This is a genomic window from Mucilaginibacter panaciglaebae (assembly GCF_039539265.1).
Lineage (GTDB): Bacteria > Bacteroidota > Bacteroidia > Sphingobacteriales > Sphingobacteriaceae > Mucilaginibacter > Mucilaginibacter panaciglaebae.
This window is the reverse complement of record NZ_BAABCV010000017.1, coordinates 35,957-53,630: the sequence shown is the minus strand read 5'-3', so window position 1 is coordinate 53,630 and position 17,674 is coordinate 35,957. Positions and strand designations below refer to the sequence as shown.

Sequence of the window (17,674 nt, the reverse complement as noted above, 5' to 3'; positions counted from 1 at the left end):
AAAACTGGCTTTAATCGCAGTAGCAAACAAGTTAATTAAACAGGCTTTTGCTATCGCTACACAAAAAACAAAATACAACGAAAATTATTCAAATTATATTTGCTTTTAAACACAGTTCATTGCGAGCGTAGCGTGGCAATCGCAAGGAGGACAATACGCGTGCGATTGCTTCGTCGTACCACCTCGCAGGTTCTTGTCTTATTTAAAAAGACAGTATAAACACTGACCCCTCACTCTCTACCGACTGCACCTGGATATTCCCCTTATGCAGCATCATGATCTGTTTACAAAGGCTCAGGCCTATCCCACTCCCCGATTTACGGGTGCTAAAGAAAGGAATAAATATCTTCTCGATCAGATCAAGTGGCATACCTACACCATTATCCGCAATCTTTAATATGGGTTTGCTATGCGATGACAGCTCGGCGCTCAGGGTAATGGCAGGTTCAGGGCAGTCCTTAACCGCTTCAATGGCGTTAACCAACAGGTTGATCAGCACCTGCTCTATCAAATTCAGATCCACCTCTATAGCCAATTGCATATCGCGCAGCACAACGTTAAGCTCAATATTCTTTTGCGCCAGTGTGGGCTGCATCAGATTGTTGAGGTTCTCGAATAAGTCGCGCACCAATATTTTCTTCAAATTGAGCCGGGTTATTTTATTGAGATTGCGGTAGCTTTCGGTAAACTTCAGCAAACCTTCGCTGCGGCGCTTAATGGTGTCTATACCCAGCTCCAGGTCGTCCAGGTCGGCACTACCGCTGGTTTCAGCACTGTAGGCCTTCAGCCGATTTTTTAGCGTGTCGGCTAACGACGATATTGGCGCCACAGAGTTCATGATCTCGTGGGTCATTACATTCAGCAGCTTTTGCCAGGCTTTTGATTCGGTTTCGTCCAGCGCCTCACTGATGTTCTGGAAAGCCAGCAGGCGATACAATTTATCATCGCTACGGATGACGCTTAACGTTAGCAAAATTTTAACAAGTTGCTTGTTGCGTTGTATAGAAACCACCTTGCTGTCGCCCGGCTTCAGTTTCGTGATTTCATTATACAAGCTCTCGTCGCGTTTTTGTAACGAGTCGATGGTTTTGAGGTAAGGGATACCAAATATCTTTTTAAACGATTCATTCATCCAGCCTATCCGCCCGGTTTCTTCTTCGTACGATAAAATGCCGGTGTCTACCAATTCCAGTATCTTTTGCAGATAGTGGTACTGTGTCTCTCGTTCGCGGCTTATCTCTTTAAAAGTGGTATTGATCTCGTTAAAACCTATACGCAGCGGCTTCAGCTCGGTAGGTGCGCGGCCAACGTCAAAATGCCGCGAAAAATCGCGATAATGTACCGACTCGGCAAATTGCTTAACCTCTGTGTGTGCTTTTTTTTGATAACGTAACAGATCGGCCACAACAAGGCCCACCAGTGGAAGGCCTATTAACAGATACTCATACAAATGCAAAACTATTATGAAGGCAACGGCCAGCAATGTCAAAAACAACAGTGCTATCCTCAGGATAATGCGTAGCTCATAACCTTTAAATATCATACTTACTGAGCCTGCGGTAAAGGGCGGTACGGGTTAATCCAAGTTCTCTGGCGGCGCGGGTGATATTACCGCTATGTTTTTCGATGACCCGCAAGATGGTAGTTTTTTCTAACATGCTCAGCGGCATATCATCCATTGGTTCCAGGGCTGCAGGCGCAGTTTCTATCGACGAAAATATAAGGTCGTTAGCATGCAGCACATTGCTGTCGGCCATAATTACGGCGCGCTCCATGGTATATTGCAGCTCGCGTACATTACCCGGGTAATGATATGTGTTAAGCTTTTGCAAGGCGCTGTCATCAAAAGTTATGGCCGGCTTTAAATACTTGGCACTGTACACCCCGGCGAAATGTCTGGCCAGCAGTTCAATATCATTACCACGTTTGCGCAGCGGGGGCATAGTTACCTCCACAGTATTGACACGGTAGATCAGATCTTTCCGAAAACGGTTATCATTAGCCAACTCCTGCAAAGGCAAATTGGTAGCGCAGATAAGGCGGATATCAATATCCACCGGTTTATTATTGCCCAGGCGTGTTACCTGCCGATTTTGCAGCGCAGTAAGCAGCCTGGCTTGTTGCCTCAGAGAGATGTTGCCTATCTCATCCAAAAACAAAGTGCCGCCGTTAGCATCCTCAAAACGTCCCGGCCTATCCTCGCGGGCGTCTGTAAAAGCCCCCTTTTTATGGCCGAATAACTCGCTTTCAAACAGCGTTTCAGTTAATGAGCCTACATCAACCTTAATAAATGGCTTGCCAGCCCGCAACGAGCGCTCATGTATAGCTTTTGCAATGAGGTCTTTACCGGTACCGTTCTCACCCAATATTAATATGTTGGCATCCGTCGGTGCGATCTTGTTTACTTTCAAAAAGATGTCCTGCATTAAAGGCGAGTCGCCATGTAAGGTGGTTGAAGAGGCGCTGCTTTTTGGTAATGATGATCTGGCCGACCTGTCGGTATCTTTTTTATCCAGCAGATCTTTAATTACCTCTATCAGCTTATCGTTATGCCAGGGTTTTACCATAAAATCGGCCGCGCCTTCTTTTAAAGAGCGCACCGCCAGGTCAATATCGCCGTAAGCTGTGATCATGATCACTATGGCATCCGGCTTCCATTCGCGTACCTTACGCAGCCAGTATAACCCTTCGTTGCCGGTATTAATGGCGCTGTTAAAGTTCATATCCAGCAAAATAATATCAACGGTATTACGCTGCAGCAAGCTGTTCAGGTTCTCCGGGTTTTTCTCGGTAATTACCTCTTGTGCTTCGGTTTTAAGTAGAAGCTTTACAGCCGTCAATACATCCGGATCGTCATCAACAATTAATACAGTGGCTTTTTTCAGTAACATACAATACGTGAAAATACAATTAAATATAATAAGTATATTATGTTGGCTTTTGACAATAATGTAACCATAAACCGTAATCAACTGTAAAACAATTTTTTGCAACCAAACCCCCAAAAATCACTGTATCAAAACCGAACACATGTTGTGTCATAAACGAACGTAAATAGTTTAAAACCGCCTGGCATACAATTGATTTACAGCTATTTATACCATGGCACGTAGTTGTATTGACATAGCATGTATAAAAGAATCTGAATAACACTGTGGATAGAAAAATTGAAAAGAAAAAGTGGAGCACCAAGCGTCTGTTAACCATAGGCGGCATTGCCGGCCTTGTATTGTTAATAGGCGGAAGCATTTATTTTACCTCCGGAAAAAGCAAACTTTCTGTAGATACCGAACGCCTTACTATAAGCGAAGTTACTAAAGGCCCCTTCGTGGTCACCATACCCGTAAACGGTGTGGTGACACCTATAACCACCATATATCTCGACGCTGTTGAGGGGGGATTGGTAGAAGCAAAATATGTTGAAGACGGCGCCAATTTGAAAAAAGGCGACCCGATACTAAAACTATCAAACACCGACCTGGAGCTAAACCTGGCCAACCAGGAAACAGCCGTTTATGCCGCGCAAACCCAGATGCAGATATCGCAAAACAATGCGGTATCAAACACTATCAACAAACTGAACCAGATGGCCGATGTGGACAATGCCTTTAAAGAAGCAGAGCGCATTTATAAACTGGATAAACATTTGTATGAGCAAAAAGCGCTGAGCCAGCAAGATTATCAATCGGCGCTTAATACCTACGAGTATCAATTGAACCGGCGCAAGCTGACGCAACGCATTTTGAAGCAGGATACCGCGCTGGTTAAGCAGCAAAACAAACAGGCTCAGGAGCAATACGCCCAAATGAAAACCACGCTGACCCTGATGCGTAAAAAAGTAGCCGACCTGACTGTCCGCGCGCCTATAGACGGACAGCTAACCTCAATGGATTCGGAAGTTGGACAGAGTAAAAATAAAGGTGATCGCTTAGGACAAATTGATGTCTTGTCGGGATATAAGGTAAGGGTTGATGTGGATGAGCATTATATTTCGCAGGTGTACATCGGCCTTACCGGAACCTTTCAATTTGCCGATAAAACCTATACACTAAAAATTAAAAAGGTATTTCCGCAGATAACTAACAGCAAGTTTCAGGTGGATATGCAGTTTGTGGGCACAGCACCTAAGGGTATTCGCCGCGGACAGACTTTGCAAATATTACTGGCGCTTAGCGACGAAACCAAGCAAGTTCTTTTACCTAAAGGCGGCTTTATTGAAAAAACAGGTGGCAACTGGGTGTTTAAAATGAGCGAAGATGGCAAAACAGCTTATAAAGTTGCCGTGCAGTTGGGCAGGCAAAGCACCGATTATTATGAAATATTGGGCGGACTAAAACCAGGCGATAAAGTGATAACCTCAAGCTATGATACTTTTGGCGACATACAGGAACTCATATTGAACAAAAACTAAACACGAAACTTAAACGCCTTTAATGGGTAGGAGGATAAAATGATAAAGATTACCGATCTGCAAAAATATTACCGCACTGAAGAAGTGGAAACTGTTGCGCTGAACAAACTATCGATCGAGGTTAAAGAAGGCGAGTTTGTGGCCATCATGGGGCCATCGGGCTGCGGCAAGTCAACCTTGTTAAACATCCTGGGGTTGCTTGACGACCCGGACGGCGGCAGCTACCTTTTTAACGGCATCGAGGTGGCCGGTTTTAACGAACGCAAACGCGCCGACCTGCGTAAGCATAATATCGGTTTTGTGTTCCAAAGTTTTAACCTGATTGACGAGCTGACGGTTTTTGAAAACGTGGAGCTTCCGTTGATCTACACCGGCGTCCCTGCCTCAGAACGTGTTAGCCGCGTAGAAAAGGTGCTGGACAAAATGCAGATCATGCACCGACGCAATCACTATCCGCAGCAACTGTCGGGCGGCCAGCAACAGCGCGTGGCGGTGGCCCGAGCCGTGGTTAATAACCCTAAGCTCATCCTTGCGGATGAGCCCACCGGCAACCTGGACTCAAGCAATGGTAACGAGGTTATGGAGTTGTTGACAGACCTCAATGAGCAGGGCACTACCATTATCATGGTAACACACTCTGAGCATGATGCCCGTTACAGTCACCGTATCATCCGCCTGTTAGACGGGCAAACTGTAATGGAAAATATTATGATATAAGACCTTACCATACCTATTTACAATTAGTTAGTTAAGTGCTCTTCCCGGTTCTTTCCCTTTATTGGGACGGAACCACCGGAAGGGTTTAAAAGCAACCTGTCATGATAAAGAATTATTTTAAAATTGCGTGGCGGAACCTTTGGAAGAACAAAGTATTCTCGGCCCTGAACATTGTGGGGCTGGCTGTGGGTATGGCTGCCTGCATCGTGATCATGCTGTTTGTGTTTTATGAGAAAAGCTTCGATAACTTTCATACCAAAAATATTTACCGCTTAAATGAAGTACAAAGCTTCCCAGGTATGGCGGCTCAAAAGGTTGGCTTAAGTATGCCGGTAATGGGGCCAACGTTAAAGCATGAGTTTCCGCAAGTAAAAAACTTTACGCGTGTAAGATGGCGCAATAAATACACCTTTACCCATAACAATAAAAGATTGTATCTGCCGCAGGTTTTTGCAGTCGATTCAACGTTCCTTCAAATATTTGATTTTGCCTTATTGAGCGGCGACCGGAAATCGGCTTTAGAAAAACCAAACAGCGTTTTGTTAACCGAATCTACCGCTAGAAAGATCTTCGGCACTACAAATATTGTGGGCAAAACTATTCCGCATTACGGCGACAATAAGGGTGATACGATCAATTTTGTGATTACTGGTATTTTAAAAGATGCGCCCAAAAACTCGCAAATGCAATTTGACGCAGTTTACTCATTAAGTACAAATTATAAACCCACCGATTTGCAGGCCTGGGGCAGCAACTGGATCGATACCTATCTCGAACTGGCGCCCGGCACCAATGTAAAAGCGCTGGAAAGCAAGTTACCCGCATACCTGGTTAAATATTCAGGCAACCAGGATATGAATAAGTATTACGCTTTATTTTTGCTGCCTTTAAAAGAAATTCATGCAGGCGCTTCTGATATCGGGTTGGATTATATCAACTTCAGAAAGTTCGATCAAAAATCAACAAATCTGTTTGCCATTATTGCAGTCATTGTTTTGGCTATTGCCTGTATCAACTTCATGAATCTATCCACTGCACGCTCGGGCGAGCGTGCCAAAGAGGTTGGCGTACGTAAATCTATCGGTGCCGAACGCCATGAATTGGCCATACAATTTTTAGGCGAAACCGTTATGTTGGCGCTTATTGCTATGGTTATAAGCCTAATGCTGGTTTGGGTATCGTTACCTTATATTAATCAGCTAAGCGACCGCGAACTCAGCCTTAACTTTATCCAAAACCCTATGCAGGCCGTGGCTGTAGTTGGGTTCACCATTTTGGTTGGCTTAATTTCGGGCATTTATCCGGCCGTTTATTTGTCGTCCTTCCAACCTATTAAAGTATTGAAAGGCAGCATTGAAAGCGGTAAGAACAAAGGCCGTTTTAGAAACGTGCTGGTAGTTGGCCAATTTACCAGTGCCATTTTCTTGATGATAGCTACCATTTTTGTGGTTAAGCAATTGCATTTTATGCAAAAGCAAGATCCCGGCTTTACGCGCGAGCAGATAGTCACCGTACCAATGAATGGCAACACCGATGCTAAGTATGACCTGCTTAAGCAAGAATTAATGGCTAATTTATTAATAAAAGATGTCACCGCTTCGCAAGATGTATTAGGGAGCCACCTGGATCAAACCGGAGCCAGCTTCAGGCCGTCAAACGGGCCGGCTAAAGACTTTGGATTAACGCGTTTAATAGTTGACAATAACTACTTGAAACTATTCAATATTAAAGTATTGGAAGGCCGCAATTTTTCGCCTGAAACAGGTGCTGCCGGTCGCGAGTACATCATCAATGAACAGTTAGCACACGAGTTATTGAAAGACATGCCCAAAAACACACCAATGTCGGTATTGATTGGTCAACGGTTTGGTATGGACTCATTAGGAACTATTACAGGTATTTGCAAAAATTTCAACTTCAATTCGCTGCATTATAAGATAGAAACTTTGTTTATAAACTATAGGCGTGACTGGGGTTATAACCAGCTATCGGTAAAAATAAATGGCAACAAAGCCAGCGAGGCTGTAGCTTTCATTAAATCGATATGGGATAAAAATTTCCCTGACCGGCCATTTGAATACCAATTCCTGGACGACCACTTTAACGATGTTTACAAAGCAGATAATCAGGTAAGTAAAATTGTGGGCATACTGACCGGCCTGGCCATTATGATATCATGTTTGGGCTTGTTTGGGCTGGCCTCCTACTCGGCCGAGCAGCGGGTTAAAGAAATCGGCGTGCGTAAGGTATTAGGGGCGTCGGTGCAAAATATTGTAGTGCTTTTATCCGGTAGGTTTGTGAAACTTGTGCTGATTGCCAATCTGCTGGCCTGGCCATTGGCCTGGTATGCTATGCATAAATGGTTAGAGAATTTTGCTTACAGAACAGATATCAGGCTTAATGTATTTGTGTTTACTGCGGTGTTGTCTATAGTCATCGCATTAATGACAATCAGCTTTCAATCTGTCAAAGCAGCCATTAGTAACCCGGTTAAAAGTTTAAGAAGTGAGTAATAAAATCAAATAAAAAATATTGTATCGAAACCGAACACCTACAGTGCAATAGCGAACGAGCAATTGGTTTTATACCTCGAAAACAAACTACAAATCAACAACTTAGCTAATTGGTACGCTAATTAATATATTGGCATCATGTTATCACTTAAAAATATATCTAAACATTATAAGGCCGGCAACCTTAAAACCAGCATACTTAATAACATTGATCTGGATGTTGATGCCGGCGAATTCGTGTCCATTATGGGCCCTTCCGGTTCGGGCAAATCAACCTTGCTTAATATAATAGGTATGCTTGATGAGCCATCAGAAGGATATCAGTATTTCCTGAATGAACCTATCCATCAGTTAAAAGAAAAACAACGCCAGGCGTTATACAAACAAAACATTGGGTTTGTGTTTCAGGCTTATCATTTGATTGATGAACTGAATGTATATGAAAACATTGAAACCCCATTACTTTATCACGATATTAAAGGAGCCGAGCGTAAGGCTCTGGTAGCTGATATGCTGGATCGTTTCCAGATTGTGGGTAAGAAAGATCTGTTTCCGTCGCAATTATCGGGCGGGCAGCAGCAGTTGGTAGGTATAGCGCGGGCGCTAATTGTAAGCCCTAAATTATTGTTGGCCGACGAGCCTACCGGCAATCTAAACTCAAAACAAGGCGACGAGATCATGGAGCTATTCAGAAAGCTAAATAAAGAAGAGGGCATGACCATTATACAGGTAACGCACTCCGAGAAGAATGCCGGCTATGGCACGCGTATTATCAATTTGTTAGATGGCAGGATAGAATCATCTAAAAATATTTAATGATGAAGCGGCTATTTAAATGGTTTTTGGTGCTTACCGTTATGCTGTTGATACGTGAGATGGCGAGCGCGCAACAAGTAGTTACCGACACAGTACTTACGTTGCAGCAATGCCTCGACATCGGTATCAAAAACAACTTACAGATTAAAAGAACCGAGGCGCAGATGGAGGCCAGCCGTATTTACTGGCAACAGGCCCGCGAACATTTATTGCCCGCAATAAATGGATCTGTGAATCACAGTCTCAGCGAAGGACGCAGTTTGAATCCGTTTACCAATGGCTATTTAAATCAGCCTATAACATCAGCTAACTATAACTTGTCGGGTAGCCTCATATTATCAAGTGGGCTGACACTTCAAAACAGTATACGCCAAACCGCCCTGGACTATCAAGCCGGACAGATGGATTTTGAACAGGCAAAAAATGATATCACATTAAACCTTATTATCGCTTATCTGACGGTATTAAGTAACGAAGATCAGTTAACACAAGCTAATACTCAGGCGTTATTAACACAAAAACAAGAAGAACTTACCGAAACAAAGAGTAAAGACGGCGCTGTGCCACCATCGCAATTATATGATCTGAAAGGCCAACTGGCTAACGATCAGATCGGGGTGATAAACGCGCAAACCGCATTAACGGTAGCCAAACTTGATTTGCTGCAAATAATGAATGTTAATTACCGTAAAGATATACGCTTTCAGCGTCAGGCCGCCGACGCAGCAACTACCGTTTATTCGCAAAGCATCGAGGATGTTTATAACACCTCATTAAATAATTTTGCCTTCGTCAAGGCCGGAACTTTACGTCGTCAAAGCGCAGAAAAGAGTTTGCAGGTAGCTAAAGGAGCATTGTTACCTACGTTATCATTATCGGGCGGGTTAAGTACTAACTACTCAAGTGCCGCACAACGCTCGCTGTTTGTTGACTCAACCGCAGTTCTAACCAATCAGTTTATCCAGACCACATCGGGGCGGCAAGCGGTATATACGGTTCAGCCAAACTATACTAACCAAAATATAGGTTATAGCGAGCAGTTCCGGAACAACTATAGTACTGTAATAAGCTTGGGTTTAAATATCCCTATACTGAACTACTTTCAAAATCGTAACAGGGTAAAGCTGGCTAAGATCGATTTGCAGACCACGCGCTATGAAGAACAAGCTAATCAGGTACAGCTAAAAGTAAATGTAGATCAAGCTTATGCTAACATGACGGCCGCCTACAACCGATACCAGTTACTTACCAAGCAGGTTGACGCTTATGCTGAATCATATCGAATAGCTGAGATACGTTTTGAAGCCGGCGCCTTAACTTCTGTAGAGTTTATAATTGTAAAGGGCAATTTAGATAAGGCCAAAGTAAACCTTATAAATGCCCGCTATGATTACCTGGTACGCACCAAGATACTGGATTATTATCAGGGTAAGCTGTCGTTGTAGCTGCCCTTTTTGTTAGCAGATCGGTCAATATTAGTTCAGGAGCAGCCTGTACTGGTTATTGAACAGCTTACAGGCTATTCACGTAGTTGTCAAATTGGTCGTACTGTGCACTATACCAATTGGTCATATAGGCCGCTTCTGTATTAACATCCTGAGTAATGTTGGTCCAGATCTGGCGCTCGCGGGTAAACGCATTGGTATTATTTAATAATTTACGATAAACATCTATACGCGCTTCAACGGTAGCCTTACTTAATTGATTGTCCTTTAACCTGTTCCACCGGGCCTTAATCAGCCCTTTAAAATCAGCCGTATTTAAATTCATCAAACGCTGGAATAAATTGTTATTTGCAGCGCCGATTATCTCATTTGATGTCACGGTACCTCCGGCACTGCGGCCCATGGTGCCATCCAGGTCCCAGGGCGAGTAAAAAAAGTAACTGGCACTGCGGATATCATAAAAACTAAAAAAAGTGTTTTTATTCTCGTTATCCATTGCTTTGAGGATATTGATAAAAATAAAGTAATCAACCATATTATTAATATCCACTTTCGAGGTTATTTGCCTGTTAAAATCAGCATCGGTTGAAGCAGAAATAAAGTTGACCTCATTGTACAAATAATTCCAATCGGGCGCAGGCGTATCGCCCAGGCCGGGGTATTCCAGTTCCCACCCACCCCAGGTACTGCTGTTGTTGTCAAATGGCGATATGCCTTGAAAGGCCGTTTCATTGGTCCAATAGTCAGCCTTATACATATCGCCATATTGCTTATTAATTTTTAATTGTTTGCGGTCAAGCTTCTCTGTCAGGCAATAAATACCATGGTACTTACCGTTTAAAAACACTTCGGTCATATAACCACGGGTGCCATTTAAAGCGGTAGGTTCCTGGTCGATGTAGGGTACGTTATTAAAGGTATTCCAAAGGTCAGTACAAAGACGGTTGCGCATACGTGACTGATCGATATACATAGCATCCAATATCCAGCTGTTATCGCTGCGCAAACCTAAAAGTGAAACGTTAGAGTCATTATTAGAGTCGTCAACCAAATGCACTTTAAAGCTCTTTTTGGGATAAGCTCGTGATGTACCGCCTCGTATAGCTATGTTTATATTAGACGCTATTTCAAGTTGGCTGTGTTGCGCCAGGTAATCAGGATCAACCAAATCAAACTTTGCGCCGATATCATTATCGCCAATCTCGCCGCCGGTAGTAAGCATTACTATAGGCATACCGGTAACTATCAAATGATAGGTGGTGGTAATATTCACTGCATTAACAGCTGTTATAACTAAATCGTCATTGGTGGCTATTACGGCATTTACCACTTCTCCATTTTTAATACGCACATTGTTAATGTAAATGGCTGTTGTTGCCGTTGTATCGTAATTAACAGTAAAACCTGTTAATGGTGTACCTGCAGCAACGGGGTAATAGTAAGAAACGCTTAGCGAATCGTATGCACAGGGTGCTCCATTTATTTTGAAGTTAAGCAGTTGAGGGGCGGTAGTCGGCAATATTGGGTTTGATTTGCCATTGCCATTTTTCAATGTGGTTTTTACACCATTCTGGCCAATATCATTCTTTTTGCAACCGGCTACCAGCAGCATAAAAATTGATACGTAAACCAGGCAAGACAGCTTCATATATAAGGATTTATGTACTTTATTTATTGACACGAATTATTGCAGATTGATTAATAAACGTTTTTTTTATGCTAAAATGTTACAAGCATAGGGGCTTTGCTTACAACTATCGTTGGTAACATGTTAAGATGCAAATTATCTGACTATCAAATATTAAAGTCAGATTAGAAAGCAGCTAAGAGGCAAGCTCTAAAAAGTTCTTCTTAATCAGGGAGATTGGTACAAAGTTAACTACCAAACAGTTACAGATTTGAATTAGCACAAAAACGTTACTGTAACAAATTAGTGCTTATTAAATTTAAGTTTGATAAAGCGCGGACGATAAAGATTAGGGTCTGTCGCAAGGTCTTTCAAAAACTGGGTAGAGTTTATATTATAAGAGATAAGAAGCTCATCAGCGGCCGACAAGCTGGGATGGGCTTTGGCATTATAAACCATATAGGTTTTCTTTAACAGGTCTTTACTACAATCCCATATCTTAATTGCCGGGCCAAAAGGGCCATAAGGCGTTTCACCTATTCGTAAGCCTATATCCCTGGTTATAGTACCAATTTGAAATATCAAAGCATACCTGCCGTCAGGCATTGGGCTAACGCTTAATTCGTTAGATACCCAATCGGCTATTTTTGCCGCCTTTGTTATATTACGGCTCCATCCCTTACCGTCCCAGTAGGCCCATTTATTGTAGTTTTCGAAATCTGTCGGTTTAACGCGGGCAACCAGCAAATTCTTGTATTTGCCTACAACGCCATAAACATAAATATAACCGTCTGGATTCGGCGCAGATGCCCACCTGGTATTAACATATATCCCAGCGCCAAAAGAGCCTGTATTGCCGTCTTTACCGTCTATATAAAAAGGTGTATCATATTGCTGTTGCAATTTGTAGGGCGGTTTATCGTGAGCCGGAATTTTAATCAGAACATTACCAACTTCTTTGAACCCAAAAGCAACAGTGTCGATATTATGGATACGATAACCAAATATATAGAGGCTATTATTAAGTTCGCGATTTACAAAACCATCGCCTAACCAAAAGTAATCACCCGTTTTTGTTTTGGGCGTTTGAGGTATAAACAATGATACCGGTTTACCCGACTGAGTGGTATCCCAAGAAAACCTCATTTTATCCTTATTGGGCTTATTACCGGTTAAAATGGCCGCTGAATTATGGATCATCTCTGATCCCGGCATCAAAACATTGTCCTTAATATTGCCAATCATAGTGTCACTAAAAATAAAAAGGATTTTGTCCTTAGCAGTAGTCGGCCTGTGTTCTACGCCATTAAGTGGTATGGTAAATATGCCGTCGCCACCAAACCAACCGGCAGAGCGTTTAAGCAATGCGGTCCATTCGGGAGCAAGTTCCACGGTATAATTTAGGGTGGTTAGATCCGTAGATGGCAATGCCATAGGGCTTTGGGCATAACCATAAGAAGCTATACTCAGCAGTATTGATATTGCTATTATTTTATTTACGGCCGTCATGAGGCTAAGCCTAAATCTGCTTAAAATAAAAAGGCAATTTTCAATATTGAAAATTGCCTTTTTATAAATATTCAGTTTGGAAATTATTTATACAATCTAAACTCCTCTATCTGGAAAGCGGTTTGGAAAGTACTAATAATATGCCATCTGTACCAAGAATATGGTTTTGGATTAGCTATCGGATAGTAGAAAAATCTCTTATACTTGGTAGCGCCTTGACCTATTGAGTTCAGGTAATCAGCAAAACCAATCGTAAGTAACTGGTGATCAATTATATCCCAAGTTTGTCCGTCTTGCGATGCTTCCAAATTCCACTCTTTAGGGTCACGAGAACTATTCGAGTCATTACCGTTTTCAATTGCGTATAATTTCACAGTAACCGCTGAAGCAAATTGCAAAGTGAAAATCTCAGGAACCGGGAATGCTGAATAAAATCCGAATTTAGTATCCGGGTTACCATCAATCAGCTTAGCAGCACCTTCGTTTGGACCTTGAACTGTGTTTTCGTTAGTTGAGTTCCACGCTATACGAGACTGGGTAATATCGGTAGCGATACCGTCAGGAGTAATGTTACGTGAAATAGTAGCAGTTGAACCTTTATCTGAGGTAACAGTTACGCTGAAACTGTTAAAACTACCGTACAAAAAGGTACGGGTAACAGTTTGCTGATCTGTATATGTCACCTTGGTAGTTTTGCTATTGGTTGGATCCACATCATTAAATGTCCAAGTAGAATGTGCAGCGGTACCTTTAAAAACAAATGACACTTTAAGCTCCAGGGGATTCCCTGTTTTTTCCGCAGTTACTTTAAGTACGCTATCAGGTACAATGTTGATATCAACGTACTTGTGCGAAAAAGTACCTGTGCTTGAAAAAACTTTCAAGTCGGTTGTAAACTTTCCGGTAGTCAGGAAAGTATGCGTAGGGCTATCTGTTGTATTTAAAGTATCGTCACCAAATCTCCACTCTAATTTACTAAAGTTTTTAGACAGATTATTGTATTTAAAGGTAAAGCCGTCATTAGCATCCGGAGTAACTGTGTAGTCGGCAAGCGGGTTTACAATAGTCGTCTCTTGTTGCACGGGATCAACCTTTTTTGAACAAGATGCCAACACAAGCGCTCCCATGCAAAATAAAAGTCCAAAAGGGTTTGATAATTTTCTCATAATACCAATAGTTTAAATATAATTAGGATTTTAAATTTATTAGTTGGCTAATCTGGTAAATATCATACCACGAACGTCATAATCGGCATTATCCCAATATAATTTAATAATGTGATAGCCTTTAGTCAGCTGGATAGTGGTGTAATTTGGTCCCTGGTTGTTATAGTTAGTGGTATAAGTCACCGGGTATGGCGTTTGGTTATAACGCACACCATCAACAAACACTGAATACGTACGATTTTGTGAGTTACCACCAATCACGGTATTCAATTGATATGTACCGGTTTGCTCAACATTAACACTATAGCTTAACCACTCGCCGCTTGAAGTCCAACCAACTACCGATCTTGGGGTGTAGTCTGGATTTACGTCAACATAGTCAGGAGTTCTCCAACCGCCATCACCACTCTTACTGTTATCGTCATGGTAAGCAACACCTTCGCCACCAAAGTCGTAGTAAGCACAATAAATAGGATCTGATACCGCACCTACGGTACCTTTAATCAAGAAAGGTGTACCGTAATATGGTCTGAAGTAATTCGGTTCTATTACAACATAAACGGTTCTGATCTTGGTTGTAGTAATTTGATATTTAGAAGAGCTTGTTAATGTTAACGCTATAGTTGGCGATTTAACTGAAGGCGTAGCAGGTGCAGGTTGCTGAGCTAACAAGTCGTTGATTTTCAAATTCACAGTAAGCAAAGCCGTATTTGTACCGTTTTGGATAGTTACTGTTGGCGTTACAACAGAAATTTTAGAATCCGGATACAATACCGAGTTAGGCAATAAACCACTGGCAATACCATTAGTTACACTATCTTGTACCGAAGCCACATTAACATTAAATTCTGAACCTGGCTCGCCATTAAGCACCACCGGAATGCTTACAGTAAGGTATAATGAACCCAAACTATAATACGTTGAACCCGCAAGGTTTACAATTTTATTTGTCACACCAAACGAAATATCATGTATTGACTCTGCAGTTATAACATCAGCTGTTTTCACCGTAACAATCATCGCTGCTTTAGCATTGTCAATTTTATTTCCTTTGGTTGGTGTAGTAGCCTTGATTACAGCAGCTAAAGTTTTGCCAAATCCTAGTTCCAGCGCAGAACGGCTGATAACAACATTAAAGCTAAAAGAAGTAACACCTGCAGGAATAGTAATTTGCGGCGTAACAGCAGCAGCGCCAGTTGCAAACGCAACGGTACCAGGTGCTAACACACCCGAATTTACCAGGCTAGCAACGGTATCGGTATTAGTCGCTAAATCAATAGTAAACGCACTACTGGTAGCTGACGAAAAATTAATGGTTGCAGGTACAGTTAACTCAGCACCCGTAAGGGTGTAAGTGCTGCCTTGTGCAACATCTATCCTGGCAGGCAGTGTTGCCTTCACCGTTGCAAAAGACTGCTCTTTTACAACTTCATTCAGCTTTTCGTGCTGACAAGAAGTGGCACAAATAGCAATTAGTCCAACAAATGCTATTTGTAGGGGAGTAAAAATTCTTTTCATTTCTTTCTTTGAAATTAATAATATTTTATGAGCAAGAGTCGGTACATCACATTCCAACTCTTGCTTATCTTTTCTTTAGTTTGTAATCCAAACTTTGCCATCTAAGCCCCATGCAGACTGGCGAGGGATATTCAACCAGCTCAAAATTTGGGTAGGGATGTCAGAGTTTTTAGGAACTAATAACGCCAGGTTACTTGAAACAGGCGAACAGATCAAATCTGAGAACGTTTGCCATGAATAACCACCTGCTTGAGCTTGACTTAAAGTAAAGTCAGCAGCAAGAGGGCCTTTATCAGCGATGGTAGTACCAGAACCTTCATCCATTGGCCAATATCCAATTAAGTAAGCGTAGTATGGATGGCTTTGGTCGATAGATTGGTCGCAAGCATATTCTTTAACGATAGCATCAGGTATTGCGGTTTTAAAGATTTTTAACTCCTTAAGTTCTACGTCAATTTTACCAAATGTATGTAATGTGTTATCGCCATCCATCTGGCCAGGAACATAGCCTATACGCAACGGTGAGGCGTTATCCAGATTAACATCTGTGCCGGTTGTAGCTAAAGTGTATGGCGTCGTTGAATAAGGACCCGTGGTTATAGCGCCGCTCCCATTGTTGTTGCCAAAAGCCATGACACCGTCTGTATATACCCTTACTACTTTACTGCCATCCGGCTTTCTTTCAACCACAGCAGTCAAATCATGCCAGGTGTCACCAGTAAAGTTAAGCCCTGCCATCTCTTTACCACCTTTAAAACTACCTACACCAGATAAAAAGAATCTCCATCCATTTTGGAACAAGGCAAAATCCCAACCGGGACCGTTATCGTTACCCCAACCAGTCGCAGGAGTCGAATTGGTAAGACTTGTACCTTTTTTACCTACAAATGCAGGCCATTGATAGTAATAATCGCCACGCGACACGTTAATCGGATTCTTGTGTTTTTTAACTTTAACAGAGATTGTAAAACCAGAAGTATCGCCAAAATTAAAGAAGGTAGATTTTGCAGGACTTACCTGGCCTATACCTTTTTGAGGGTCACCAATAAATCTGATAGCCTTACCAGCATACTGATTGCCCAAAAATGGCTTAGCTAAAAAAGTTTGATTGTAAGTGTCTGCAGCAATTATGGTAAACGTATTAGAGTTTGCATTACTAAAAATTGTTCTGTCGTCTTCAGCAAGAGGAATTGTATATGCACCACCTCTGTTAGAGGTTACTATGATCATCCAATTCTCTTTTCCATAAGTTGGCCTTGATTTAATTGCAGTTAAAATAGCGCCTACTTGCGTATCAAAAGTCTCTATAGCTGCTTTATAGGCAGGATATTGATTATCAAAACCTACTGCTTTACCTGCTGCCTCAATACCTGCAAATTCGCCAACCACCACTTGAGCAGTATCTGTTTTCAGGAAATCAACCATACGGCTTTTTAAAGCGTCGTCGCTTGAAAAGCCTTCTGAAACAGCTGCGCCGGTAGACAAATTATTTTTAAACGCAGCAGATGCTGAAAATACTGCTGTGCGGAAATTTGGTCTTACTGATTTTATCCGCTGGAATATCGGAGGATAACTTGCCAAAGCATTACCTGCAAAATCTTCAGTTAATACGTTGTGTTTTTCTTTCTTAACACCAGTAATCATATCAGCCCAGTTAGACGCGTCAGTCTGAATAGTATCAGACAGTGACGTCCAGCTGTAAATAGCATGAGGAAGCAGGCTCTTAAGATTTGGAATATTCGCGTCTCTAACTGATACACCTCTCGCCCCATCTGCGATAATGTATAATACCTTCGGTGTTTTATACACCACTTTGGCTGTATCTGGCTTCAGTGGTGGTACCATTTTGCCGTAGTCATGCTTACATGACGAAGCAAAAGCCAATAGAAAAAGTGATGCACCAAATAATTTGGTTTTAAAATTTTTCATATTTTATATTCTAAATTAAGTTC

At 42.0% G+C, this 17,674-nt stretch carries 12 protein-coding genes; 5 read left to right on the top strand and 7 right to left on the bottom strand.

The window, feature by feature from the left end:
- Positions 1–202 precede the first annotated feature (202 nt).
- Complete coding sequence (locus ABD772_RS17315) at positions 203–1,543, bottom strand: sensor histidine kinase (RefSeq protein ID WP_345107421.1); 1,341 nt, start codon at positions 1,541–1,543, stop codon at positions 203–205.
- Complete coding sequence (locus tag ABD772_RS17310) at positions 1,533–2,891, bottom strand: sigma-54-dependent transcriptional regulator (RefSeq protein WP_345107418.1); 1,359 nt, start codon at positions 2,889–2,891, stop codon at positions 1,533–1,535. The genes ABD772_RS17315 and ABD772_RS17310 overlap by 11 nt, the downstream gene beginning before the upstream one ends.
- Before the next feature lie 263 nt (positions 2,892–3,154).
- Here ABD772_RS17310 and ABD772_RS17305 point away from each other — a divergent pair, with 263 nt between their 5' ends.
- The 5 genes from ABD772_RS17305 to ABD772_RS17285 all read left to right on the top strand — a co-directional run bounded on the left by ABD772_RS17305 (position 3,155) and on the right by ABD772_RS17285 (position 9,902).
- Positions 3,155–4,411, top strand: a complete 1,257-nt coding sequence (locus ABD772_RS17305; RefSeq protein ID WP_345107415.1) for an efflux RND transporter periplasmic adaptor subunit — start codon at positions 3,155–3,157, stop codon at positions 4,409–4,411.
- 39 nt (positions 4,412–4,450) lie between these two features.
- Positions 4,451–5,128, top strand: a complete 678-nt coding sequence (locus ABD772_RS17300) for an ABC transporter ATP-binding protein (protein ID WP_345107412.1) — start codon at positions 4,451–4,453, stop codon at positions 5,126–5,128.
- 101 nt (positions 5,129–5,229) lie between these two features.
- The gene (locus ABD772_RS17295; RefSeq protein ID WP_345107409.1) at positions 5,230–7,641 is read left to right on the top strand and encodes an ABC transporter permease; all 2,412 of its coding nucleotides are present in this window, start codon (positions 5,230–5,232) and stop codon (positions 7,639–7,641) included.
- 138 nt (positions 7,642–7,779) lie between these two features.
- A complete protein-coding gene (locus ABD772_RS17290) occupies positions 7,780–8,457 on the top strand; it encodes an ABC transporter ATP-binding protein (RefSeq protein ID WP_345107406.1) in 678 nt (225 codons plus the stop codon).
- Positions 8,457–9,902: a TolC family protein gene (locus ABD772_RS17285; protein ID WP_345107403.1), complete on the top strand. Its 1,446-nt coding sequence runs from the start codon at positions 8,457–8,459 to the stop codon at positions 9,900–9,902. Before ABD772_RS17290 ends, ABD772_RS17285 begins: the two co-directional genes overlap by 1 nt.
- A gap of 67 nt (positions 9,903–9,969) precedes the next feature.
- Here the strand turns inward: ABD772_RS17285 and ABD772_RS17280 are convergent, their stop codons facing one another.
- From ABD772_RS17280 to ABD772_RS17260, 5 genes are all read right to left on the bottom strand, one after another.
- On the bottom strand, positions 9,970–11,550 hold the full coding sequence (locus ABD772_RS17280; RefSeq protein WP_345107400.1) for a CotH kinase family protein: 1,581 nt from the start codon (positions 11,548–11,550) through the stop codon (positions 9,970–9,972).
- 282 nt (positions 11,551–11,832) lie between these two features.
- Positions 11,833–13,038 carry a DUF4185 domain-containing protein gene (locus ABD772_RS17275; RefSeq protein ID WP_345107397.1) on the bottom strand — a complete coding sequence of 402 codons (1,206 nt, stop codon included), beginning with the start codon at positions 13,036–13,038 and terminating at the stop codon, positions 11,833–11,835.
- Positions 13,039–13,121: 83 nt separating this feature from the next.
- Positions 13,122–14,204 carry a PKD domain-containing protein gene (locus tag ABD772_RS17270; RefSeq protein ID WP_345107395.1) on the bottom strand — a complete coding sequence of 361 codons (1,083 nt, stop codon included), beginning with the start codon at positions 14,202–14,204 and terminating at the stop codon, positions 13,122–13,124.
- A gap of 39 nt (positions 14,205–14,243) precedes the next feature.
- Positions 14,244–15,722, bottom strand: a complete 1,479-nt coding sequence (locus tag ABD772_RS17265) for a carbohydrate-binding protein (protein WP_345107392.1) — start codon at positions 15,720–15,722, stop codon at positions 14,244–14,246.
- 75 nt (positions 15,723–15,797) lie between these two features.
- The gene (locus ABD772_RS17260) at positions 15,798–17,651 is read right to left on the bottom strand and encodes a DUF4983 domain-containing protein (protein ID WP_345107389.1); all 1,854 of its coding nucleotides are present in this window, start codon (positions 17,649–17,651) and stop codon (positions 15,798–15,800) included.
- Positions 17,652–17,674: the final 23 nt, after the last annotated feature.